We start from the raw sequence: 25,694 nt of genomic DNA on the forward strand, positions 1-25,694 counted from the left end.
TTGTTCTTAAACCTGGTGCTTAACAGCCCACCACTATTGCTTGCCACCTTCTTTAGGCGCAGTGGCGGGTGCAGGGGCTGCTTCCTTGGCCGCAGGCGTAATATTCAACTTCTTGAACACCAGTGGTAAAATATCGTCGGCAGCGGGGAACGCGATCAATTGCTCTTTGGGCAGAATATAAGCGTAACCGTTCTCTTTGGCCACTGCCTGAGAGGTAGTCACCGCTTTTTCCTGGATGGGCGCCAGCAACTCCTGTTCGTGCTGGTTCATCATTTGCTGGGCTTCCTGGTTAACGAAATTGGTCCATTTCAAATACAGGTCATTCAGCTCTTTTCTCTTAACTTCCTTCTGAGCAGAAGTCCATGTAAGGGTATCTTTGCTGGTGGCCACTTTCTGTTTTACCATAAAATCCTGCTGATAGTCATTGCCTTGTTGAACCAGGGCTTTTTTATATTCTTCCATATCTGCGGCCGCCTTCTTGTATTCAGGCATGGCGGCGATGAGGTCCTGCAGACTTATATAACCTATTTTGTTTTGTGCATTAGCTTGAAAAGCGTTGGCTAACAGACCAATCGTAAAAATTAAAATCACTGCTACAAATTGCCTTTTCATATACGTAAACGTGGGTTTGAAGTTATAGGTCGCAAAAATAGCGGAAATCGGTGCTTTCCCCGAAAAAATCGGGGCTGTTTATTTCTTCACGTTATTCCAGCACTTTTTCGCTGATCTTTCCTGTTTTTTTATTTTTTAAAATTACTTTTTTAGCCCCGTAATGGGTCACTTCCTCTTTAACGAGATAATGGTCTGCATCGTATTCGGTGAGGTGGCTATCTTTCGTAACCCCGGTTCGGCCCCGCCAGATGTCGAGTTGAACCGGCTCCCACAACTTTGATTTGGCCGAGCGGTAAGCGGCGTCGAGAATGCAATTCACCACATACCCGTCGTAAAAGGTTTCTTTGGGGTCGCTGCCGGCATCCAGGGCATTGAACATATCCATAAACATGTGGTTATAGCCCAGCTCATTGAGCTCATCGCCTACCGGAAATAACCAACCGGTATTGCTTTCGGCTTTTTCCGCAACATAATCGGCCCCCTTGCCGCTGGTGAACATATCGAAACCGGTACGCAAAAAGCTGTTGATCCAGATGGTGCCTTCAGAACCCATTACTTCATCGCGGAGGTCGAGCCCGCCGCGGAAGGTCCAGCTTACTTCAAACTGTCCTATGGCGCCGTTCTCATATTTCACCAGGCCAATGGCGTGGTCTTCGGCATCAATGGGTTTTACCTGGGTATCGGCCCAGCACATCACCTCCACCGGTTTTATATCTTTTCCAATATAACTGCGGGTTATTTCAACGCAATGGCAGCCGAGGTCAAGAATGCAACCGCCGCCGGCCTGTTCCATATCCCAGAACCAGTCGCTATGCGGGCCAGGGTGGGTTTCGCGCGACTTGGCCCATAAAATGCGGCCCAGTGCCCCGTTCTTCACACTCTCCAGGGCTTTTATGAATTTGGGCGTATATACGAGGTCTTCGAGATAGCCATTGAAAATACCGGCCTGTTCAACGGCCTGCAACATACGCTTTGCTTCTTCGCCGGTACGGCCCAGCGGTTTGGTGGTCATTACGGCTTTGCGGTGAACGCAGCAAAGCATTACGGCCGCTTCGTGCAGGTTGTTGGGCAGCGATATGCAAACGATATCTACATCGGGATGCGCTATGGCTTCTTCCATATTGGTGGTATAATGCGCAACCTGGTAGTCTTCAGCAAAACGCTTTGCGCTTTCAGTGCGGCGCGAATAAACGCTTACGATCTTATCACGGCTTCTGTACCCTTGTAGGGAATCGGCATAAAACCGGCCTATAAAGCCCGAGCCCAGCATTGCAATACGTGCCATAGAAATAAGTTTGTTAGTTTATTAGTTTTTAGTTCGAAGTTCTTTTGTTCGAAACCCGCGGGTATTTTCGGAATTCACTATTGAAAAGAATTTTCGAGTTCTTTATTCGAAACCCGCTGGTATTTTCCGGCTTCGCCCCGATACCTCGTTGCCTATTGAAATGCATTTTCAAGTTCCTTATTCGCTTTTTTTTCTTTAAACGTCACGATAAAGAACAGCAGGATTACAGCGGCAAAGCCGGCTGGCAACCACCAGAAGCTTTGCCATTGGGGCAAAGTAAGCGCTTTGGCCGAACCGAGGAATTTATTGTAAGCCATGCCGGCTGTTTGTGCTCCTACGAGCATACCCACGCCATAAGTGACAAATACAATGAGGCCCTGCGCCTGCGCCCTGATGAGGGGATTGGCTTTTTTATCAACGTAGATCTGTCCGGTCACAAAGAAAAAATCGTAGCAAATACCATGTAGCGCAATACCGGTCAATATCATCCAGCTTACCTGGTCGGGCGCGCCAAGGGCAAACAATGCATAGCGTAATACCCAGGCCAGCATACCGGCAGCCAGCATCCATTTTACACCCAGCCGAATAAAAAAGAAAGGCATCAGCACCATGAACAGGGTTTCAGAAATTTGTCCAACGGTTTGCGTAGCCGCAATATTTTTAAACTGCGCGCCCTCGAGGAAGATCTGTGTAAAGTTATAATAAGCAGCCAGCGGAATACAGATCAGGAATGAGCTGATGAGGAAAATAAAGAAAGATGGACTGGCCAGTTGTTTAAATGCATCGACCCCAATGATACTGCTGGCCGAGATCTTTCTACCGGCGGCAGGGGGTGGGGTATTGGGTAAAAAGAAACTATAAATGCCCAACAGCAAACTTGCGGTTGCCGTCATATACAACGGCAGCGAAGTTTCTTCGGGCTTCAAATTATTTGTAACAAAGCGGCTCAATACAAAACTGATGATGATGCCGGCAACGATCCAACCGATGGTGCCAAAAACACGGATCAGGGGAAACTCTTTTTCCTGGTCGTTCATTTTATGAAAACAAATGGTGTTGGCCAGGCTCATCGTTGGCATGTAGCATAAATTATAAGCCAGCAGCAATAAGATAAATACCACGGGATTTCCGGTGGCAGAAGGCGTAAGGAACATAAACACCGCACCTAAAATATGCAGGGTGCCCAATACCTTTTGGGTAGCAAAAAAGCGGTCGGCTATTAACCCAACAAAGAACGGCGCAATAATAGCAGCAATCGGGTTCGCCGTATATGGCCAGTGGGTTAAATTGGCCATATCGTGGTTACTCATATATACGCCAATGGAAGTATACCACGAACCCCAGATAAAAAACTCCAGGAACATCATTACAGAAAGTTGAACACGCAATGCTGCTTTCATATTTGCAGGTTATATTTTTTTCAGGAACCGACTGGATCTCGCTCTAAAGATATTGTTTCTGCTTACTTCAAACACATTAAAGATTGATAAATACCTGTATGTGATGAAGCCCGGAAATTACAACAAAATTGTATTAGCGCCTGACCGATTAGCACCCGCCTGATTTAAATTTTGAATTATTACCGGTTATTGTACATTTGTATAAGTACTTATATAATTTATGAGCTTTTACCAATCCCTCGGTTTTCTTGTATTCGGGAGCCGCTTGCGGCGACTGAGCGAGGCTTTCCTGGCCGATGTGAACAAGATCTATGCAGAGCATGAGTTATCGTTCGATGCGGCCTGGTTCCCGGTGTTCTATATTTTGTCGCGCCAGGAAACGGTTTCCATAAAAGACATTTCAGAAGAACTGGGCATTTCCCATTCGGCAGTGAGCCAGCTGGTAAGCAGTCTGCAACAGAAAGGACTTACCAAAACCACCACGGCCGATGATGATGCCCGCAAAAAAGTAGTGGCATTTACCACCAAAGGCAAAAAATTACAACAACAGGTGCAGCCGGTATGGGATGCCCTGCAACAGGCCATGGAAGCGCTGGCCAATGAAGGCCGGCACAGCAAAACCATTTTAACCGCCATTGAGGAAATAGAGCAGGGATTACAAAACGAATCAGTTTTTAACCGGGTGCAAACCATTTTGCACCATAAGTAATACATATGCAACAGGAGTTTTATTACGGTATAGACCATTTAACGATTGGGACCGCCCTGGCCATCGCCAGCGGCAAAACAAAAGGCGTGCTGAACCATGCGGCCATTGCCAACATTCAAAAAAGCCAGCAGCATGTTCAGGAAATTGTTGAGCATAATAAAACCGTGTATGGCATTAATACCGGTTTTGGGGTGCTGGCCAATAAACCAGTTTCGGAAGAAGATACCCGCATTTTGCAACATAAGATATTGCAAAGCCATAGCGTAGGTGTGGGCGAGCCCATTGGAGTTGAAATTGCGAAACTCATGCTCATTACCAAAGTGCATGCCCTGGCCCGCGGTTATTCAGGTGCCCAGCTCACCACGCTGCAACGAATTTTATGGCATATTGAACAGAATGTAATTCCCGTTGTACCCGAAAAAGGAAGTGTGGGCGCCTCGGGCGACCTGGCGCCACTGGCGCATTTGTGTTTACCATTGATAGGGTTGGGCGAAGTTTTTTATAAAGGGGTGCGCTATAGGTCAACTGAAATACTACAGCAATTTGGCCTGGCTCCTATACAACTGGGCCCCAAGGAAGGGTTGGCGCTCATCAACGGCACCCAATTCATTTTATCCTTTGCTGTAAAGGCCGTGCAACGCCTGCATTATTGCCTCGAGGCAGCCGATATCATTGGCGCCATGAGCCTCGAAGCGCTTACCGGCACCAAGGCGCCGTTTGATGAACGACTGCATAAGCTGCGGCCCTTTGCCGGCAATGAGCTGGTAGCACAACGGCTGCGTTTGTTGTTACACCAGAGCGATATTATGCAAAGCCATGTTGATTGCGGCCGCGTGCAGGACCCATACAGTTTACGTTGCATGCCCCAGGTACATGGCGCCAGCCGCAATGCCTGGCTGCATTTGAAACAACTCACCGAAATTGAATTGAATTCCGTAACAGATAATCCCATCATCTTAAGCGCCGATGACACCATCAGCGGTGGTAATTTTCATGGGCAACCGCTGGCATTGCCACTCGATTATGCCTGTATTGCTGCCGCCGAAGCCGGTAATATCTCTGACCGCCGCACCTATCTGTTGCTCGAAGGCAAGTGGGGCTTACCGTTATTGCTGATGAAAAATGTAGGGTTGAACAGCGGTTTTATGATACCCCAGTATACCACGGCCGCATTGGTAACAGAAAACAAAACATTGTGTTTTCCGGCAAGTGCCGACAGTATTCCCACTTCACTGGGGCAGGAAGATCATGTAAGCATGGGCAGCATCAGCGGCCGCAAGCTGAACCAGGTGATCGATAACCTGGAATATATTTTAGCCATTGAATTATTGAGTGCGTGTCAGGCCATTGAATTCAGACGGCCATTGAAAAGCACCGAGCTGTTAGAATCGGCCCATGATTATGTGCGGGAGTTTGTAAGCTTTGCAGAAGAAGACAGAATATTTGCTGACGATATTGATAAGATCAAACGCCTCATCAGTGATTTTTCGTTTGTGGAGCATTGTAATGGATTTGCGAAATTGAAAAAGATCAATTTAAATGAGGGTTATGAGGGGTTTGGGGTGTAGAATTAAAGAAATTGGTAACTTTTAAATAAAACGTATGACCACTTCACAATACGACATAAAAAAATACAAAACCCCAACGGGATCACAATTGAATTGTAAAGGCTGGATACAGGAAGCGGCCCTGCGCATGCTGCTTAACAACCTTGATCCCGCCGTGGCAGAACGGCCCGATGACCTCATCGTATACGGCGGACGCGGAAAAGCAGCCCGCAATTTTGAAGCGCTTGATATGATCATTCAATCGCTAAAAGACCTTAACGATAATGAAACCCTGTTGATACAAAGCGGCAAACCGGTTGGCATATTACAAACCCATGTTAATGCCCCCCGCGTACTCATCTCCAATTCACAACTGGTTCCTAAATGGGCCACCTGGCAACATTTTGATGAACTGGAAAGAAAAGGATTGATGATGTACGGACAAATGACCGCCGGTTCATGGATCTATATCGGCAGCCAGGGTATTGTACAGGGCACGTATGAAACTTATGCAGCGGCTGCCAGTAAACATTTTGGCGGTTCGCTCAAAGGCACGCTGAATGTTACAGCCGGTTTAGGTGGCATGGGTGGCGCCCAACCAATGGCCATCACCATGAATGAAGGCGTGGCGTTGATCGCAGAAGTGGAAGAGTGGAGAATAGACAAACGCATCGAAACAAAATACCTCGATGTTAAAATGACAAATATTGATGCAGCGATTGACCGGGCGTTGGAAGCAAAAGAAAAAGGGGAAATACTTTCTATTGGGGTATTATGCAATGCAGTTCATTTGTTACAACGTTTGGTTGAAAGAAATATTGTTCCCGATACCTTAACCGATCAAACATCGGCACATGATCCGCTGATCGGTTACTGGCCGCATGAAATTTCATATGAACAGGCTAAGATATTACGTGAACAAAATCCGGATCAGTATATTAATTATGCGTACAACTCCATGTACAGGCACGTAGAATTAATGTTAGAATTACAACAAAAAGGTGCTATCACGTTTGATTATGGAAATAATATCCGTGCAAGGGCGCAGGAAAAAGGTTTGACAAACGCTTTTGATTTCCCGGGTTTTGTTCCGGCTTATATTCGTCCGCTGTTCTGTGAAGGCAAAGGTCCCTTCCGCTGGGCGGCATTAAGCGGCGACCCAAACGATATTGCAGTAACAGATGAAGTCATTGGCAACATGTTCCCCGAAAATAATTCTTTGCAACGCTGGCTCAAACTGGCCAAAGAAAAAATTGCCTTTCAGGGATTGCCGGCGCGCATTTGCTGGCTGGGGCAGGGAGAACGGGAAAAAGCGGGACTTGCGTTCAATGAACTGGTAAGGACCGGAAAGGTAAAAGCGCCCATTGTCATTGGCCGCGATCATTTGGATACCGGCTCAGTGGCATCGCCCAATCGCGAAACAGAAAGCATGCTCGATGGCAGCGATGCAGTGGCCGACTGGCCCATACTGAATGCATTGGTAAATACTGCAGGCGGCGCCAGCTGGGTAAGTTTGCATCATGGGGGTGGGGTAGGAATGGGCTACAGCATTCATGCAGGAATGGTGATCGTTGCAGATGGAACCAACGAAGCAGCGCTTCGCCTGGCGCGGGTTTTAAGAAACGATCCGGGTATGGGAGTTATACGACATGCCGACGCGGGATATGACGTAGCAAAAGAAACTTCATTAAAATTTGATCTTGATTTAAAAAAACGGTTTCACAGATAAAAATAATTTTTTATTTTGTCGGCGATACCACCCAACTGATAGGAAAAAAATGGTATTTATACTATGACAAAATATCTTCGTAATTCTGTACGTTGTAGCAGAGGAGAAGATAAACATGTATGAAAAATCCGAAATATGAAAACAACCATCGCCTTGTTCTTTTTTGCCTTAGTAGCCAGCACAGCATTTTCTCAGGCCAAAGTTGGTCTGAAGATCGTTCAGAACGGAGCTCCCGTAAATCCCGTTAACGGTGAGTATGATTTAAAGAAAGCCCCTTTTACCGTTGAATTCACATTCGACGTTAATGCGTATGATGGCGTTTTTGTTTACGCCGATGTTACCGACGCCATTTACAAGATTGGCGACAAAGCCTCTTTACCCGACCTGCAAGACATTCCCTACAAAATTGCTAAGGAAGATAACTTCAACCCAAACAAACAGGTTGTTATCAATTCTGACAACTGGGCTTTCTGGTACTATAATAAAGCCACCAATGAATACCGGTTCGACAGAGACATTAAAACAGTGGATGCCAATACGGTCACTGCCACCAGAACCATTGAGCAAGTGTTTTTCCCGGTGAAAGAAAAAACAGTAAAAGTTGCAGAGATGGCTGAACCCCTGTACCTGTTTTTCCTTGTTACCAATCCTTACAACCAACGCGGAGTAGTTAGAGAACTCTACCGCCAGCGGATGAAACTGAATTTTAAATAAGGCAATAGGTTAAAGAACATACAACAATAAAGGGAGATCAGCAGAACGCTGGTCTCCTTTTTTTATTTCTGATTTTGAGATTTCGCGATTTCGGGATAGACTACCGCCAATTCCATAAATCCCAAAATCTCTAAATCCCGAAATCAGCAATTGATTTTTAATACCGCATTAAGCCACAATTACAATCTCATTAATTCCCCCCATATCTTAAACAATCTCCCTCTATTGGCATTATAATTTCATTCATAACAAACCAGCAAAAGGAACGCCTTGGGTGCCAATGTACCTGATAAGGCCTATTAATCATTGGTTTACTGTTTATTTTATGGGACGATTGATTATTATATCTAACAGGCTACCTTTTTCTATTGACCATGAAGGAGATCAACTTACGCTTCGGCAAAGTTCAGGGGGACTGGTGTCTGCAATAAAAAGTTATATCGAAAGCGATAGTTCAAAAAACAGGGGCTTTACGGAAAAGTTGTGGGCAGGTGTGGCAGATTTTCCCCAAAATGAATGGACTGTTGTCGCTGAAAAATTATCGGGCCGCGACTTTCAAATTATTCCCTTATTCGTTAACAAACTCGTTTACAAAGATTATTATAATGGGTTTTCCAATTCGGTATTGTGGCCCCTGTTCCATTATTTTCCAAATTTGGTCGAATACCAGGCGCACTATTATGATGCTTATGTAAAAGTGAACCGCGCTTTTGCCGATAAACTGATACCGGTGTTGCAACCCGACGACACCATCTGGATACACGATTATCAACTGATGCTGTTGCCCGAAATGTTGCGCACTGAAAGACCCGATATTACCGTCGGTTTCTTTTTACATATTCCATTCCCTTCCTACGAGTTGTTCAGGACCCTGCCAACCGAATGTAAATCCTCTTTATTAAAGGGCGTATTGGGCAGCGATTTAATTGGCTTCCATACTCACGATTATGCACAACACTTTTTACAATCGGTAAAAATGATCCTTGGTGTTGATAGCAATTTCCATAATATTCAATACCAGGACCGGCTTATAAAGGCCGACCTGTTCCCCATCAGCATCGACTATAAAAAATTCAATAAGGCCTGCGATGATCCTGAAACAAAGGCCTATTACCGGGAAATAAAAAACAATTTTGAAGGCAGGAAGATCATCTTTTCGGTTGACCGGCTCGATTATACAAAAGGCCTGATGGACCGGCTGAATGCGTTTGATCATTTCCTGGAGCAATATCCCGAATGGCGCGAGAAAGTGGTTTTCATCTTGAACATTGTACCTTCACGCGACGACATTCAGGCCTATACCGAACGTAAACAACAAATAGAACAAAAGATAGGCACCATTAATGGTAAAATATCAACCATTACCTGGCAGCCGATCATATACCGGTACACCCATCTTCCGTTCACCGAACTGGCCGCTTTATACAAAGCAGCCGACGCCGCGTTGATAACACCATTACGCGATGGTATGAACCTGGTAGCCAAAGAATATGTTGCCAGTAGTTCAGGAAAGAGAGGCGTTTTGATCCTAAGCGAACTGGCCGGCGCTGCCAACGAGCTCAATGAAGCCCTGCTGGTGAACCCAACAGACATCATTGAAGTATCCAAAGCCATTCACCGGGCACTGACCATGCCCCAGGAAGAACAGCAGCATCGCATAACCTTAATGCAGCAGCGGTTATCTGATTACGATGTAATTAAATGGGTAAGCGATTTCCTCGATCAGCTATCGAATGTTAAGGCAGAACAGCAAAAACAACAGGTAAAAGTGCTGGACGAAAAAACCGGTTCACAAATTCATTTGCATTACCAGATATCCAGAACCCGTTGCCTGCTGTTAGACTATGACGGCACACTGGTACCATACGCCCGCATGCCGGCAGATGCAAAACCCAATGAAGAATTGCGGGCCATATTGACGGGCTTATCACAAGACCCAAAGAACAATGTAGTGATCATCAGTGGGCGCGAGGCCGATTCACTGGAAAAATGGCTGGGCGATCTGCCATTGATGCTGGTAGCAGAACATGGCGCCAGCTTCAAGAACAAAGGCGAGCAATGGCAACAGGCCGTATCGATCCCCGATCAATGGAAGAATGAGATAAGGCCCATTATGCAGCTGTTTGTAACCCATTGCGTAGGTTCTTTTATTGAAGAAAAAACAAATACGCTGGCCTGGCATTATCGCAATACGCATCCCGACCTGGGTTTTACCCGGTCACGCGAATTGATCAATAACCTTACGCAACTGTTACAGAATACCATGTTACAGGTGGTAGATGGTAACAAAGTAGTAGAAGTACGGATGTCGGGTTTTGATAAAGGCATTATGGCAATGAGAATAGTAAATGACCTGCAACCCGATTTTGTACTATGCATAGGCGACGATACAACCGATGAAGATATGTTCAAAGCACTGGCTGAACGGGCCTACAGTATAAAAGTGAGCAATGGTCCAACGGCTGCGCAATACACCGTTTTTTCGCAACAAAAAGTGTTGCAATTATTGAAAAAGTTAATGTTACCCGTGATCAATAAACAATACGCAGGTACATAATCCTTCAACTACGCTCAGGGCGCGCGGGAACTTAAAAACTTTGTCCGACGGGAAGTCCGGAAGCAATACTGTAAGGCGGTATCTTCTTCCGGACTTTTTAATTATGACGCTGCTGAAAAATCCTCATCGATTATTGATTCCCCGCTTTTCAAATTACCCTATCTTCACTCTATGGCCGCAATATTAATCACCAATATCAAACAGCTAGTTAATGTACGGGAACAATGGCAGGTGTTGCGGGGAAAAGAACTGGCTCAACTCCCGTGTATAAGCAACGCATATTTATTGATAGAAGATGACACTATCGTTTCGTATGGCACCATGGAACAACTGGCATCGGCGAATGAGGCGGTTCCAACTGAAATAATTGACGCCACTGGCAAACTGGTATTGCCAACCTGGTGCGATAGCCATACCCACCTCGTATTTGCTGCCAGCCGCGAAAATGAATTCATTGATAAGTTAAAAGGGCTTAGCTATGCCGAGATCGCAGCGCGGGGCGGCGGCATCCTTAATTCGGCCCGTAAACTAAATGAGGTTACAGAAGATGAACTGTTCAACCTGGCCTGGAAACGCCTGGATGAATTAATGCGGTTGGGAACCGGCGCTATTGAAATAAAAAGCGGCTATGGCTTAACAGTACCGGGCGAGTTAAAAATGCTGCGGGTAATAAAAAAGTTGCGCGGCAGCGCAAAGGTTACCATCAAAGCCACTTTCCTGGGCGCACATACGTATCCGGTTGAATACAAAGACGATCATGCCGCATATATTGATCTCATCATAAATGAAATGCTGCCAGTGATAGGCCGTGAACAACTGGCCGATTATATTGATGTGTTTTGCGAAACGGGTTTCTTTTCACCGGCCGAAACCGAAATGATCTGTAAAGCGGGGATGCAATATGGGTTGAAACCAAAGATCCATGCCAATCAACTCAATTTATCGGGCGGCGTACAAACCGGTGTGGCCCTGGGCGCTGTCAGCGTTGATCACCTGGAGACCATGGATGAGGGCGCCATCAAAACACTGGCGGGCTCCTCAACGATCGGCACCCTGTTACCAACAGCGGCTTTCTTTTTACGCATGCCCTTTCAGCCGGCCCGCGCGCTTATCGATGCGGGTTGCGCTATTGCCCTGGCTTCCGATTTCAATCCCGGTTCATCGCCCAGCGGCAATATGAACCTGGTGGTGAATATGAGTTGTATACAAATGAAAATGTTACCCGAAGAAGCCATCAATGCCGCCACGCTCAACGGCGCCTGGGCAATGGAATGCGCCGATCAACTGGGAAGTATTTCAGTAGGCAAAAAAGCGAATTTAATTATTACCAAACCTGTACCATCGTTAGCGTATTTGCCATATGCTTTTGGTTCAAACCTTATTGAACAGGTGATTATAGGAGGAGAGCGCCTATGATAAGAAGAAAGAAAAAAGTGAACCTGGTTAAGGAGTTCCTCAACAAAGGCCGCACCGTTTCAATCAAGGACCGGGAAGAGGCCCTCGACTACCTGGTTGCTTTTGTGGGTATGATCAGGCCGCGTTTATCAGAATTTGAAAATGCCAATAAGAAATTTGCAGAAACCCTGCAGTTTATAAACCAGCAGCCATCGGTGCTGAACAACCTGCGCATTGCCATCATGGCCCAGCTCATCAACAGCAACCTGGTGCCCATGCTTACTGAAAGCGGCATTACTGTTTCGCGGGGCGCGGGCCGCGAACTGTACGCCCGGTTAAAACATAAATTATTACCCGCCGCACAGGACCCCAACGATTTTTTATACTTACTGAACCGCATCTTTTTCAGGCATACCGATTATGAGTGGGTTGAACAGCTGGGCCGCGAAAAATGGATGCATTTATTTCAGCTCATCGGACTTTCTTTTTCGGGTAATGAACCGGTGATCGTTAAACAGGCCATTCTTTCCTTACAAATATTGAGCGCCCGCGTAGCGCAGTTGGGCTGGGAAAACGAGATCACGCATAATATACCTGCCCAATGGCAGCCACCCAATAATCCTTTTGCGGTGCAGCAACACCTGGTGTACCAGATAAAAGAATTAGTGCTGCGCCAAAATAAAACCAGGGAGGCAGTGCGCGAATTGACGGCTGCATTAGGCGAGGTGCTGGCCCATTGTTTCGAACTGGTTCAACATATTCGCAACGAAACGGCCGAAAAAGGCGCCAGCCTGTCGCAAACATTTATCCTGTTCCAGATTGAACAGAAACTGAACCGCATGAGCCTGCTGCTCGATATTGCCGATGCCGATGAAAAGATCAACCTGGCAAGGTTCGCCAACCTGTTCATTGTTGTGGTTCGCAATGAGAACAGGAAGAACAGTATCAGGGAATTCCTGTCACAAACTACCGGCTACCTGGCTTACCAGATAGCCGAGCACAAGGGAAAGAAAGGCAGCAAATACATTACCTCCACACCGCTTGAATATTTTCAGATGATCGGCAGCGCCATGTGGGGCGGCCTTATCATTTGTTTTGTAGCCATTTTTAAAAACCTGTTGACATTGCTGCACCTGGCGCCCTTCTGGAGCGGTTTTGTATACAGCATCAATTACAGTCTGGGTTTTGTAGCCATTGAAGAAACAAAGGCTACCCTTGCCACCAAACAACCGGCCTTCACCGCCAGCGCTGTCGCCAGTTCGTTAGACGCGCGTAAAAGCGATGAACCGCCTAACTTATATAACCTGGCCGTAACCGTATCGGAAGTAAGCCGCAGCCAGATCGCGTCTTTTATCGGCAACCTCATTGTGGTGTTTCCCGTCACTTACCTGCTGGCGTGGTTGTACGACCTGGCTATTGGCCACCCGCTGGTGCAAGGCGAAAAGGCTGCTCAGTTATTGCAGGATCAGCACCCGGGTTACAGCCTTTCCCTGCTGTACGCCTGCAATACCGGGTTCTTTCTTTTTTTAAGCGGTATTATAGCCGGGTATGTACAAAACAAAATAAATTATGGGCGCATTGGCAAAAGGCTCACCGAGCACCCGGTGCTGCGCCTGTCGCTTCCACCAAACCGGTTGCAGAAAATAGCCAATTATGTAAACAAAAATGGGGGCAGCCTGGCCGGTAATATTGCTTTAGGTATTTTTCTGGGTACGGCCGGCATCCTGGGTAAAATATTTGGTATACCTTTCGATATCAGGCACATTACCATTTCGGCAGCCAACACTTCCTTAGGGGTGTATGGAGTAGGGTGGGCGCATCTCAATTACAGGTACCTGGCCAATGTGGTGGTGGGTGTGCTGGGCATCGGTTTTTTTAATTTCCTGGTGAGCTTTTCACTGGCCTTTATTGTAGCAGTACGGTCAAGGGGTATTCGCCTGAAGGATTACCCTGGTTTTTTACGCATCCTTTGGAAATATTTTCGCAATCATCCGCTTGATTTTATCAGGCCGCGGAAATCCCGCAATAGGCGGGACCCGGGGCGGAACGGGCGATCAGAAACGGATATAAAAGAATCAGTATAATTACATCTTAAACTATTGACTATCTGTATGAAAAATTTCAAGTTCTACAATAAGCACGATGTATTGAACCTTACCAGGATCCGGCGTTTTGAAACCAAATTAGGAGAAAGTGTGCAGGTGCTGCCCGACAAAACCGCCTGGGAAACGGCTTTACAACAATCGCCGGCAAAGTATGTAGTGTTTGGAATTCCGGAAGACATTGGTATTCGCGCCAACCATGGCACCGGCGGGGCCGATTCGGCCTGGTTGCCCTTTCTGTCGGCTTTTTTAAACCTGCAAAGCAATGATTTTTTGAACGGAGAAGAACTGCTGTTACTGGGTCAGTTTAACTTCAGCGACGCCAGTGCGCTGATTGAACAGAATGCCTACAGCTATGAAGAAAAAGTGGATGCTTACCGGCATGCGGTTATCACCATCGATGATGAAGTGGAAGAACTCACCAGGATCATTACCACAATGGGCAAAATACCTATTGCTATTGGCGGTGGCCACAACAACGCCTACCCGCTGATAAAAGGTGCGGCCAAGGGCCTGCACAAAGCCGGTATTCTGCCCCTGGCCCAAATAAATTGTATCAACCTCGATGCCCATTCCGATTTCAGACCATCTGAAGGGCGGCACAGCGGCAACGGGTTCAGGTATGCTGAAGAAGACGGGTACCTGCAGAAATATTGTGTGGTAGGACTGCATGAAAATTACCTGCCGCAAAACGTTTGGCTCGATATCGTGAACAATCCCTTCCTTGATTTCATTACGTATGAAGATATTTTCATTCTCGAGAAAAGGAATTTCATTCAGGCCGTAGCGCATGCCACCAACTTCACCGAAGAAAATTATACCGGTATTGAGCTGGATATGGATTGTATTGAAAATACGTTGTCAAGCGCCATGACGCCCTCAGGCATTTCGCCCTTGCATGCCCGCCAGTATGTAACGCTGGCAGCCCGCGAAAGCCAGGTTGCCTATTTACATATTTGTGAAGGCGCTACCCGCCTTACCGACGGCCGTACTAACGATACCACGGGTAAGCTCATCAGTTACCTGGTAAGCGATTTTATAAAGGCGCATGAAGGAAATGGAGAATAGACCGTTTTATCAGAAAGGAATGCCCAGGTTAATATACCACTGTAATTTTTTTGTTTGATCGCAATACATGGTGCTCATTTCAAGCGGGCCCAGGGCAAAGTTATAGGTATAGGTCAACGAGTAACCCGACAAAAAATCGGGGTTTTGAAAGAAGTCGCTCCGGGTGATAAAATTAGTGAACAGTACGTTGGCCTTACCCGTAACGTAGTTATTGGGAAATAACATTACCCGAAGCCCGCCCTGAAGCATGGCCACAGCAGGCGTATACAGGGTGCCTTCCTGCAAACCGGCAAAGGTGATCTGGTTGCGATACAATTTGGTTAACCCGCCGATCACAAACTCATTCAGCACATTTCGTTTATAATTGAAATTGATACCACCCTGGCCATTCAGCAACAAGGTAGCGCGGCGGCCAAACGGGATATAACTTTCCACATCGAGTGAGGTGCGTAAATAGGGATAGGTGCTGAACTTAGTTGAGTCAGGATCGGAGAGGGGCTCCCCATTTGACAGAAAATTGAGTTTGGGATGTTGCTCAAAAACATGGCCGGCCTCCCCGTACACTTTTACTCCTTTTTTGGGTAATATGGCCCGGTCGAGCGAATTATACGCAACAAACCCATACACAGTATTGAAACTGTTGCTTCCTTTTAATTCTATTCCTTTTGAGATCTTCGGGGTGTAATGCACCCATTCGAACCGGTGACCAATTCCAGTAGAAAAACTGCGGGAGGGCGAAAACTGAAAGCGTTCGCCAAATTTGAAAAAGTTTTGTTTATATAATCCGTCCTGTTTGTATTGATCGTAGGTGTTCACATCAAACCGGTCGAACTGGGTTTCGGCCACCAACGCGAAATTTTTTAACCGCCCCAGGTATTGCAGGTGTTCGCCCCTGATGCGGAAACTTTCCCCGATATTGACAGTGACCAGGCTGCGGGAATTAGTGATGAAAAAATTTCGGGCAGTAAGATTAACAATAACACCTATACCGGTAAACCGGTTATAATGAATGCCGAGTTTGGCAAAGGTGAACGGGTTTTCGGTTACGTCGAACACGATCTTGCTGGTGCCATCGGGTTGCGGAACCAGGGAATAGATGATGCGGCTGTAATACCGCGTACCATACGCCTGGCGCACCATGTTCGACAGGTTCTTTGCCGTATAGGATTTGTTCAATTCCAGGTCCATGGTGTGTACAAAGAATTCTTTCGAAGTTCTGTCGACACCGTTTACTTCATACGATGAAATGATGGCCGAGCTTACAAGTGGCAACCGGTTTATTTTTAGCGTATCAGGACCATACAGGGCATTCAGCGAATCGGCCAGTTTTTTAAAGCGGGGATATAATTTCCGTCCTACCTCGATCCCTGTGTCTAAAATGGCGTTCCCATCGCCAAAACTGCCCATATTGAATCTTTCCATTTTAAATGGAATATAAATATCGCATTGGGGCACTTCGGTTTTGGCATCTTCAGCTTCCCTGAAAAATGCGATCTGCAATAAGATCTGCAAGGCATTGCGTACTCTTTCAGAAGGTAACAGTCCGCTGGCCACATTACTGCCAATGACAATATCGGCGCCCATTTCTTTTACGTCGCGTACGGGAAAATTGCGTACAATACCGCCATCGACCATGCGCTTGCCGTTAAAATCAACTGCTGTAAATACCGAGGGAATGGCCATACTGGAGCGGATAGCCGAGACTATTTCTCCTTCCTTCATTACAATGGCTTCGCCATTGCCCACATCGGTACCTATGCAACGGAATGGAATGCTGAACCGGGAAAAATCTTTTTGCTGATGTACCGGGAAATACAATTCAGAGAATTTGAGCCAGAGTTCCTGCCCCTGCAGCAACCCGCTGGGCAGGCGGAATTTGTTTTTTTGCCAGGGCAGTTCTACCACATACTTTGAATACTCATCTTTTTCTTCCAGGAAAATGCTGCGCAGGGAGCTCTGGTTGCTCAGCAGCAGGTCCCAGTCGATGGAGCGGGTAATTTTTTCGATACTGTCGGCCGAATAACCAATGGCATACAAACTGCCAATGATACTGCCCATACTGGTACCGGTTATATAATCAACGTTCAGTCCGGCGCTGTCAATAGCTTTCAGGATGCCGATATGCGCCAGTCCTTTGGCGCCGCCGCCACTGAGCGTTAACCCTATCTTGGGGCGATGGGCCGGTGGCTGCGCCATAGCCGTTTGAACCAGTAAAAACAACCAAACCAAAGCCGGTTTGTACAATTTGATTACTACCATCTGTTACCCCCACAATTGATTTCGGGAATGGGCGAAATGTTGCACGTTGGGAAAATCCTGTCAAAATAGCTGATAAGTTCCTGAAATTTGTTGGCAAAATCTTAAATCTTCTAAAATCCGATGGATTTAGAGATTTTTCGATTTCGGGATTTTGGGATTTCAAATCACAAGGTCTCTACATCTCAAAATCACAAATCTCAATGCAATTCAAAAAGGCAATTCATTTCAACATCATCAATCAGGGCGCCCATTTTTCTATAGAATGCAATGGCCGGCTTATTCCAGTTGGAAACCTGCCAGCGAACTTTTACGCATTTTGTTGCCCCGGCATGGTCGATAACCGTTTGTAACAACCGGGTACCGATGGCCTGCCCGCGGGCCGATTCAACCACATACAGATCGTCGAGATACAGCGCTTTGCCTGTCCAGGAGAAATAAGCGAAGAAAAAGGCCGCATAACCAACGATTTTGTTCTTTTCATCTACAGCAACAAAACACTGGAACAAATTGTTGTCGGCTTTCATTTGTTCTACAGAATTTGTTACCCTTTCCGGTGTTTTTTGAAAAAGTGCGAATTGATGAATAAGCTCAACGATCGCCGGGTAATCGGCTTCAGTGCCTTTACGGATAGTGATATTCATGGGATGGTTTTTTAAGGGGGGATGAGTAGGATGTAAGAAGTTCCCGATATTTGAGACTCAAAACAAATAGCGAGGCTTGGTATTCAAACTCTTCTTACTTCTTACCTCCTTCTTCCTACTTCATGATTTCGACTCCAGCTCCATTATTTTCTCAAACACTTCTTCGTATTGTTTGTTCAACCGCAGCAATTCATCACTCACTTTTTTATAATCCGTTTCTGTTTGCACGAACTTGTTCCGGTCGGCATAAGTATCGGGCGCCGTCAGCTGCGCTTCGAGGGTTGTTTTCTGCTGGTTCAGCTTCGCAATGTTTTCTTCCAGTTGCTGAAACAGCCGTTGTTGTTTCTGCAATTCCTTCTTCAGCTCTTTATTGATAGGTCCCTGGGGTTTGAACTCGGGTACGGGTGGTTTGCTTTCTACCACCGGTTCCGGCTTTTTTACCACCTCTGCCTTCTTTACTTCTTCTTCCGGCTTCTGGTTTTTGGCTTCAGCCTTCCTGCTTCCGTTTTCCGCCTTCTCCCCATCGGTTCTCGCCTTTTGCCGTTCTTTCCATTCTCCCCATTCTTCGTATCCGCCGTCAAAGGTTTTGATCTTGTGGTTATCGATCTCCCAAATGGTATTGGCCACTTTCGAAACAAAATAGCGGTCGTGGCTTACCAGTATCAGGCTGCCTTCGTATTTGTTCAATGCTTCTATCAATAACTCTACGGAATGAATATCCAGGTGGTTGGTAGGCTCATCGAGCATCAGGAAATTAGCTTTGCTGATGATGGTCTTGGCCAATGCCACCCTGGCTTTTTCGCCTCCGCTCAGTACTTTGATCTTTTTATCGATATCATCGCCGCCAAATAAAAAACAGCCGAGCAGGGTACGCAGTTCCTGTTCGGTTTTCTGACTGCCAGCCGATTTCATTTCATCGAGGAGGGTATTGTTCACATCCAGCGCTTCGAGCTGGTGCTGGGCGTAAAAGCTTTCTTCCACATTGTGGCCCCATTTGCGATCACCGGTATACGATTCGGCGCCGGCAATAATGCGCAGCAGGGTCGATTTTCCTTTACCGTTGGCGCCAATGAGGGCGATCTTATCGCCGCGGTTTATTTCGGCCCCTGTATCTTCTACAATGGTGTTATCGCCAAACTTCTTGGTTATATGTTTTAATTCGCACAGTACTTTACCAGGTGTTTTATCAACCTGGAAGTTGATGCGGATGTTGGGCCGTTCAATGGCCACATCTTCAATACGGTCGAGCCTTTCAAGGCGCTTCATGGCGCTTTGGGCGGCAGCCGCTTTACTGGCTTTTGCCTTGAACCGTTCAATAAAACGTTCCTGCTGACGAATATAATCCTGCTGGTTCTCGAACGCACGTTGCTGCAGCTCTACCCGTTGTACTTTCTCCACTTCGTAATAGGAGTAATTGCCACTGTAAACATGCAGTTGCCGCTGGTAAACCTCTACAATTTTGGTTACCATACGGTCGAGGAAATATTTATCGTGACTCACGATCACCACCGAACCCTGGTAATGGATCAGGTATTTTTCGAGCCATTCAATAGAGGGCAGGTCAAGGTGGTTGGTAGGCTCATCGAGCAACAACAGGTCGGGTGCCTGCAGGATCATTTTTGCCAGCAGCACCCGCATACGCCAGCCGCCACTGAATTCGCGGTAGGGGCGTTGCAGATCTGCATTGGAAAAACCGAGGCCCTGCAATACTTCTTCTGTTTTGTGATGGATATTATAACCGCCCAGCGTTTCGAGCTCGTGTAATTTGTCGGAATATTTATGCAATAGTACTTCCTGTTCGGCATCGCTCATGCCGCTGTTGTGGGAGTTTTCCAGTTCTTTACCCAGTTCCTCGATCTCCTTTTCCAGTTGCAGCACCCGTTCAAAGGCCCCCAGCGCCACCTGCAAAATAGAATCGTGGGTATCAAAACTCAGGAGGTCCTGGTGTAAATAGCCAATGGATGTACCGCGGCTGCGTTCAACCGTACCAGCCGAGGGCTGGTACTGGCCCACCAATAATTTCAATAAAGTCGATTTTCCGGTCCCATTATAGCCAATTAATCCAATTCGTTCATTGGGTTGAATATGCCAGGTGGCATCTTCTACAATTGCACGGGCTCCAAACTCAAAAGTTACGTTCGTTAATCCTGCCAGCATAAGTTTACATCAAAATGATCTGCAAAAGTAGTACAAATCGGGGGGTAAAGGAAGGGATTGGCAAAAGTTGACAGTGAGAAAAAAAACTGGCCTCAATTTATACCAAAACACCTGTATATGAGCCAGTAATGTAAGGTTATTCTTTTATCTTTGGAATATAAAAACACCCTAAAGTGCCCTTCAGGGAAAATTTCGGCAAGATTATTTCGGTAGGGATGTCTGCCACCCCGGATCCGTAACACGTAAATTGTAAAAGGATGAAAAAAATTGTAATCGTAGTTATTATTGTTGCTGCTATTATTTTGGTTGCCCGGCCCTTTTTTTGCAACAGTGACGGTAAACTGAATGATAAAGCTGCCGAAGAAACCAAACAACAGCCCTTATCGATCTCTCAAAATACCGATGTTTTTAAGCAGTCGTTCACCCAATTACTCAATGCATACAATTCGCTGAAAGATGCCCTGGTAGCCAGTGATACCGCAAAAGCATCAGCAGCCGCCCTTTCTTTGAAGGCAGCCGTCGATAGCCTGAAGGTGAATGAGATCAAGGGCGACAGTACCGGTGTAATAAAAGAAACTGCCCAAACCTTTACCAGCACCATAACCGGTTCGGCACAGGCCCTGGCAGCAGAAAAAGATCTGAAAAATAAACGGAATGAATTTGCAATAATAGCCGATGCCATTTGGAGCCTTGCCCGTACAGTGCGGTACAGCAGTCAAAAGTTATACTGGGAATATTGCCCCATGGCTTTTGACCAAAAAGGCGCCTACTGGATCAGTTATGAACGGGAGATCAAAAATCCCTACTTCGGTAGTCAAATGATGAATTGCGGATCTGTAGAGGATTCACTCGATTATTCGAAGTAGCGGCCTGATGATACCGGTAGTCTTCCTGTTCACGAAAATGGAAATTGCTGCCCAATGATGAGATTCCTTGCGATAGTATTTGGTGTGTGTTGTGTCCTGTGCGTAAACGCCCAGGAAAAATTCACGTTGAGTGGATACATCAAAGATTCCCTCTCGGGCGAAACGCTTATTGGGGCTACGGTTTCGGTTAACGGGCATGGTAAAAGCATTGCCAGTAACCAGTTCGGTTTTTTCTCCATCACCTTACCCCGCGGCACTTATCCTGTGTATATTACTTTCACCGGGTACCAGGCGCTTGAGCTGGTCATTGACCTCGACAGAAATATTGAACAGAATTTCTTTTTAATAACCAAACCCGTTTTACAGGAAGTTATTGTTGCAGCAGCGCGGCGGCGGCGCGACGAAAATGTGACCACTGCCCAAATGGGGAAGATCGACCTGTCGATAAACCAGGTAAAATCAGTGCCGGTACTGTTGGGTGAAACCGATCTGCTGAAGACCCTGCAATTGTTGCCCGGCGTGCGTAATGCCGGGGAAGGCAATACCGGTTTGTATGTACGGGGTGGGGGCCCCGATCAAAACCTGATCCTGCTCGATGATGCCATCGTATACAATACCGGCCACCTGTTCGGTTTTTTCTCCATCTTTAATTCAGACGCCATCAAAAATATTTCGCTGGTGAAAGGCGGCATGTCGGCCCAATATGGCGGACGGCTTTCATCGGTGTTGGATGTTGCCATGAAGGAAGGCAACCTCAATAAGTTTGAAGCCGAGGGTGGAATAGGGGCCATTGCTTCCCGGTTATCGATACAGGGACCTATTAAAAAGAATAAATCTTCGTTTATTGTTTCGGGCCGCCGCACCTATATCGACCTGCTGACAAAGCCGTTTATTTCAAAAAACAGCGATTTTTACGGCTCGGGCTATTACTTCTATGATTTTAACGCCAAGGTGAATTATATTTTTTCTGATAAGGACCGCCTTTACCTGAGCGGGTATTTTGGCCGGGATGTGTTCACGTATCGCAACTCGCGCCGGGCGTTCAAAGCCGATATTCCCTGGGGCAATTCAACGGCCACCCTGCGCTGGAACCATGTGTTCAACCGGAAATTATTTGCCAATACCACCCTGGTATATAATGACTATGCATTTTCCTTTGGCGCCACGCAAAACGATTTCAATATCAAATTATCATCCGGCATTCACGACTGGAGCGCCAAAACCGATCTTGATTTTTATGCCTCGCCGCAGCACAAATTGCGCTTCGGCGGGTCGTATACCTATCATACGTTCACGCCCAATGTGCTGAGCGGCAACCAGGGCGATAACCAGTTTTACCCCGATAACACCATGAAAAAATATGCCGGCGAAATAGGCATATACCTGCAGGATGACTGGGAAATAAGCCAACGGATAAAAGTGAACGCCGGCTTGCGATACAGCCGTTTTATACAAATGGGTCCGTATAAAATATTTTCAAAGGACATTTCGGGTAATAAAACCGATAGCGTTTCTTTTGGCCGGAACAAAACCGTAAAAAGTTATGATGGGTTTGAACCGCGGTTCACCATTCGCTATGCCCTCAATGACCAAACCTCGCTGAAAGCAGCCATCACCCGCAATATTCAATACATTCATTTGGTAAGCAATGCCGGTTCTACCTTGCCCACCGACCTGTGGGTGCCCAGTACCTACCGCGTAAAGCCGCAACTGAGCTGGCAGTATGCTGCCGGACTGTTCAGAAATTTCAACAACAATATGCTGGAGACTTCGGTTGAAGTGTATTACAAAAAGATGGACAACCAGATCGAATACCGCGAGGGTTATACGCCGTCGTTAAAAGATCCGGAAGAAGATTTTGTATTTGGTAAAGGCTGGAGCTATGGAACGGAATTATTTATAAATAAAACCAGGGGCAAATTTACCGGCTGGATCGGTTATACGCTTTCGTGGAGCTGGCGGCAGTTCGATACGCTGAATGATGGCAAAAAATATCCCTCGAAATACGACCGGCGGCACGATCTTTCAGTAGTTGGCACCTACCAGTTGAACAAAAAATGGAAGCTGTCGGGGGTATTTGTTTATGGAAGCGGCAATGCGGTTTCTTTGCCCGAGCGCTTTTATGTAATTGGCGGAATACTTACGCAGGAATACAGCAAGATCAATCAATACCGGCTGGCCCCTTATCATCGCATGGATCTTTCAGCCACGCTTACCCCCCACACAAAGCCCAATCAAAGATGGCAGCAAAGCTGGGTATTCAGTATCTATAATGTGTACAGCAGGCTGAACCCATATTTCGTTTACTTCAGTCAGAATGGTAGCCCCTACGACGGCTCGCTCACCATAGAAGCGCAACAGGTTTCGCTGTTCCCGATCATTCCCGCCGTTACCTGGAATTTCAAATTTTAGCTTAGGGCTTTTTATCGGGCGGTTCATACCGGAACTTCACCACGGCACTTTTTTGTTCGCTCGACGACAGGTGCAGCTGATAACGTTTTCGGCCGGCTGTTATCACCATTAATGAGGTATTGGGCGGAATGCGGCCCAGGTTATCGGCATACATCATGACCTCATAATCGGTATTGGGAAAAATATTAACATCGAGCACCAGCGGTTTGCCCGTGAGCCGTTTTTTATATAGCAGCAGGGTGTTGTTCAGGAAAACGGTTACGGTATCATCATCGATCTCTGCATTATCGTACAGCTCAATTTTTATAAAGGAAGTATCAATGGCGATGGTCTTCACCAGGTCTTTTTCGCGGCGCTCCAATTTCAGATCTTTCTGCAATTTGGCCAGGGTATCGTTCTGGTAAACATCAACGGGAAAAATTGATTTGGTGAGGCGGGAGAGGGAGATCCTGCCGGGCTGGCAATCGTGGTTATTGCCCATTTCATGTCCGCGCCATTCGCCCTGCAGCATATCGGCCTGGCCGTTCTTTGAAAAGGTAAGCTCATAGGTCTTTATACAGGGTACACAACTATCGGGCACATTGTATTGCAACACGGCGTTTTCGATGATGACCATGCGTTTGGTGAGCGGGTTGTATTTGCCGGTAAAATTTATTTTGGTGTAGCGGTCGTTATCGTAGCTGTAAACGTTTCCCAGGAAGGAGTTGTTTTGCATATAAATAATATGCAGCTCGGTTGTATATTCGGGAAAACAGCCACCCGCATGTTGCGTTCTGATGCCACCCCAAATACCCGTAAGCAATTGGGCGTGGGCAATAAAAGTGAATCCCAGCAACACCGGCAACAGCAGGAAACGCATGAATGAATTTTAAGGGAATTTAGCAACAAAAGTCACATTGGTTGGTACCGTTTGTGTAAAGGCTGAAGTAAGAGATAGGAAGAATGTCGAAGCAAGAAGTAGGACGTAGGAGGTAAGAAAGGCCCGAAATTCTTAGCCTCTCCATTACTCGTCAACTTGTAAATTCATTATCTTCTTACTTCATACTTCTTACTTCTGGTATTTAAATACCACAACAGCGTTCTTTTGTTCAGTAGAGGTAATACGAACTTCATACTGCTGTTTGCCCGCTTTCACCACCATGAGGGAGGTATTGGGTGGAATTTCACCCAGGTTCTCGGCCACCATCACCAACTCGTGATAGTTTGCCGTTTCATCGAGGTTTATTTTGAGGGTGAGGGCTTTTTCGGTAAGCCGTTTTTTCGACATCACCAGCTTTTTATCGAGGTATACCGAAATGGTGTCATTATCAACGGTACCATTGTCGTAAATATCGATCTCAATTTCCGTAGCTGCGGTAATAATGGTTTTTACAAGTTCATTATCGCGACTGGCCAGCTGTTTGGGCGTGGGAATATTAGTAAACGGCGGCGCCTTGATCACTTCTTTAGCGGTATCAACAGGTATAATTTTTACGCTGGGTTTTGTTTCAGGCGTTTTGACAACCGTATTCTTTTCGGTTGTTTTTGGTGTAGCGGTCACCGTTTTTTTGGTAACGGGGGTGGTTGTTTTAGGGGTGGTCTTAGGCGTTGTTTTTACAATCGCTTTTTGTTTTTGGGCAGTATCCGGTTGTATCGGTTTTATTTTAGTGACCTCGGGCTTTTTCTCTGCCTGTTTTTCCTTCTCCCGCTTTACCAGGAATGGTTCTTCGTAAAAGTCGGAAGTGGTCACCTTACGCAAGAAAACAGTTCCTTTACCACAATTGGTTGAATCCCGGGTATTGAAACTGCTGTATGTGCCCTCCAGAAATTCTTCATCATTTTCTTTGGTATATTTCAAATTCAGCGTCATTACGCAGGCATCGCTGCCACCGGCCATGCGCACTTCCACAATTTTCAGTTCTTCGAGCCGTACCAGTTTGGTATCGGGGTTCACTGTACCCATACAGGTAGCCTTACCATAAAACACGGTGCTGAGATAGGAGTAGGTAACACCCTTGAAGTTTTTACTATTCTGATCTACCTGTACCTCAAATTTATAACGGTCGTCGCCACCAAGCAGGTCCAGCATACGGCCGTTTGCGCCAACCGGGGTCCTTTTGAAACTTCCACGCCAGATGCCGGTGAGGTCCTGCGCCTGTACACATAACCCGAGGCCCAAAAACAGAAATAGTAAAGCTGATTTCATCAGAAAATAATAATTTTTCTTTGGCCCGATGGAACTTACCCTGCCAGAATTTTCAT

The 25,694-nt window shown here is 46.4% G+C and carries 18 protein-coding genes; 10 read left to right on the forward strand and 8 right to left on the reverse strand.

The features are described from left to right. Window positions 1-33: 33 nt before the first annotated feature. The 3 genes from A3860_RS19755 to A3860_RS19765 all read right to left on the reverse strand — a co-directional run bounded on the left by A3860_RS19755 (window position 34) and on the right by A3860_RS19765 (window position 3,297). Window positions 34-612, reverse strand: coding sequence for an OmpH family outer membrane protein (locus A3860_RS19755; protein WP_081148868.1), 579 nt, complete (start codon window positions 610-612; stop codon window positions 34-36). Between the two features lie 91 nt (window positions 613-703). Beyond that, window positions 704-1,897, reverse strand: coding sequence for a Gfo/Idh/MocA family protein (locus A3860_RS19760; protein WP_081148871.1), 1,194 nt, complete (start codon window positions 1,895-1,897; stop codon window positions 704-706). 152 nt (window positions 1,898-2,049) lie between these two features. Beyond that, a complete protein-coding gene (locus A3860_RS19765; protein WP_081148873.1) occupies window positions 2,050-3,297 on the reverse strand; it encodes a nucleoside permease in 1,248 nt (415 codons plus the stop codon). A 220-nt stretch (window positions 3,298-3,517) separates the two neighbouring features. Between A3860_RS19765 and A3860_RS19770 the strand changes: the two genes are divergently transcribed. The 8 genes from A3860_RS19770 to A3860_RS19805 all read left to right on the forward strand — a co-directional run bounded on the left by A3860_RS19770 (window position 3,518) and on the right by A3860_RS19805 (window position 15,118). Further along, entirely contained in the window at window positions 3,518-4,006 is a 489-nt protein-coding gene (locus tag A3860_RS19770) for a MarR family winged helix-turn-helix transcriptional regulator (RefSeq protein ID WP_081148876.1), read from the forward strand. A gap of 5 nt (window positions 4,007-4,011) precedes the next feature. Then, window positions 4,012-5,574, forward strand: coding sequence for a histidine ammonia-lyase (gene hutH, locus A3860_RS19775; RefSeq protein ID WP_081148878.1), 1,563 nt, complete (start codon window positions 4,012-4,014; stop codon window positions 5,572-5,574). 34 nt (window positions 5,575-5,608) lie between these two features. Further along, window positions 5,609-7,282 (forward strand): urocanate hydratase, encoded by a 1,674-nt coding sequence (gene hutU, locus A3860_RS19780; protein WP_081148881.1) that lies wholly within the window; start codon window positions 5,609-5,611, stop codon window positions 7,280-7,282. Window positions 7,283-7,417: 135 nt separating this feature from the next. Beyond that, window positions 7,418-7,996 carry a hypothetical protein gene (locus A3860_RS19785; protein ID WP_081148884.1) on the forward strand — a complete coding sequence of 193 codons (579 nt, stop codon included), beginning with the start codon at window positions 7,418-7,420 and terminating at the stop codon, window positions 7,994-7,996. A gap of 325 nt (window positions 7,997-8,321) precedes the next feature. After that, the gene (locus tag A3860_RS19790) at window positions 8,322-10,553 is read left to right on the forward strand and encodes a bifunctional alpha,alpha-trehalose-phosphate synthase (UDP-forming)/trehalose-phosphatase (protein ID WP_081149117.1); all 2,232 of its coding nucleotides are present in this window, start codon (window positions 8,322-8,324) and stop codon (window positions 10,551-10,553) included. 171 nt (window positions 10,554-10,724) lie between these two features. Continuing rightward, a complete protein-coding gene (hutI, locus tag A3860_RS19795; RefSeq protein ID WP_081148887.1) occupies window positions 10,725-11,969 on the forward strand; it encodes an imidazolonepropionase in 1,245 nt (414 codons plus the stop codon). Beyond that, a complete protein-coding gene (locus A3860_RS19800) occupies window positions 11,966-14,032 on the forward strand; it encodes a site-specific recombinase (RefSeq protein ID WP_081148890.1) in 2,067 nt (688 codons plus the stop codon). The genes hutI and A3860_RS19800 overlap by 4 nt, the downstream gene beginning before the upstream one ends. Before the next feature lie 27 nt (window positions 14,033-14,059). Then, a complete protein-coding gene (locus tag A3860_RS19805; protein WP_081148893.1) occupies window positions 14,060-15,118 on the forward strand; it encodes a formimidoylglutamase in 1,059 nt (352 codons plus the stop codon). A gap of 9 nt (window positions 15,119-15,127) precedes the next feature. On the opposite strand, the gene A3860_RS19810 is transcribed toward A3860_RS19805, so the two are convergent. The 3 genes from A3860_RS19810 to A3860_RS19820 all read right to left on the reverse strand — a co-directional run bounded on the left by A3860_RS19810 (window position 15,128) and on the right by A3860_RS19820 (window position 20,175). Continuing rightward, window positions 15,128-17,377, reverse strand: a complete 2,250-nt coding sequence (locus A3860_RS19810) for a patatin-like phospholipase family protein (protein ID WP_081148897.1) — start codon at window positions 17,375-17,377, stop codon at window positions 15,128-15,130. A gap of 197 nt (window positions 17,378-17,574) precedes the next feature. Then, the gene (locus tag A3860_RS19815; protein WP_081148900.1) at window positions 17,575-18,018 is read right to left on the reverse strand and encodes a GNAT family N-acetyltransferase; all 444 of its coding nucleotides are present in this window, start codon (window positions 18,016-18,018) and stop codon (window positions 17,575-17,577) included. Between the two features lie 120 nt (window positions 18,019-18,138). Then, a complete protein-coding gene (locus A3860_RS19820; protein WP_081148903.1) occupies window positions 18,139-20,175 on the reverse strand; it encodes an ABC-F family ATP-binding cassette domain-containing protein in 2,037 nt (678 codons plus the stop codon). Between the two features lie 257 nt (window positions 20,176-20,432). Here A3860_RS19820 and A3860_RS19825 point away from each other — a divergent pair, with 257 nt between their 5' ends. Both A3860_RS19825 and A3860_RS19830 read left to right on the forward strand, forming a co-directional pair. After that, a complete protein-coding gene (locus tag A3860_RS19825; protein ID WP_081148906.1) occupies window positions 20,433-21,041 on the forward strand; it encodes a DUF3347 domain-containing protein in 609 nt (202 codons plus the stop codon). Window positions 21,042-21,095: 54 nt separating this feature from the next. Next, complete coding sequence (locus A3860_RS19830) at window positions 21,096-23,453, forward strand: TonB-dependent receptor (protein WP_081148909.1); 2,358 nt, start codon at window positions 21,096-21,098, stop codon at window positions 23,451-23,453. A 1-nt stretch (window position 23,454) separates the two neighbouring features. On the opposite strand, the gene A3860_RS19835 is transcribed toward A3860_RS19830, so the two are convergent. Both A3860_RS19835 and A3860_RS19840 read right to left on the reverse strand, forming a co-directional pair. Next, a complete protein-coding gene (locus A3860_RS19835) occupies window positions 23,455-24,312 on the reverse strand; it encodes a hypothetical protein (RefSeq protein ID WP_081148912.1) in 858 nt (285 codons plus the stop codon). 189 nt (window positions 24,313-24,501) lie between these two features. Further along, window positions 24,502-25,638 carry a hypothetical protein gene (locus A3860_RS19840; RefSeq protein ID WP_081148915.1) on the reverse strand — a complete coding sequence of 379 codons (1,137 nt, stop codon included), beginning with the start codon at window positions 25,636-25,638 and terminating at the stop codon, window positions 24,502-24,504. Window positions 25,639-25,694 lie beyond the last annotated feature (56 nt).

Origin of the sequence: Niastella vici (assembly GCF_002077945.1) — a bacterium.
GTDB lineage: Bacteria > Bacteroidota > Bacteroidia > Chitinophagales > Chitinophagaceae > Niastella > Niastella vici.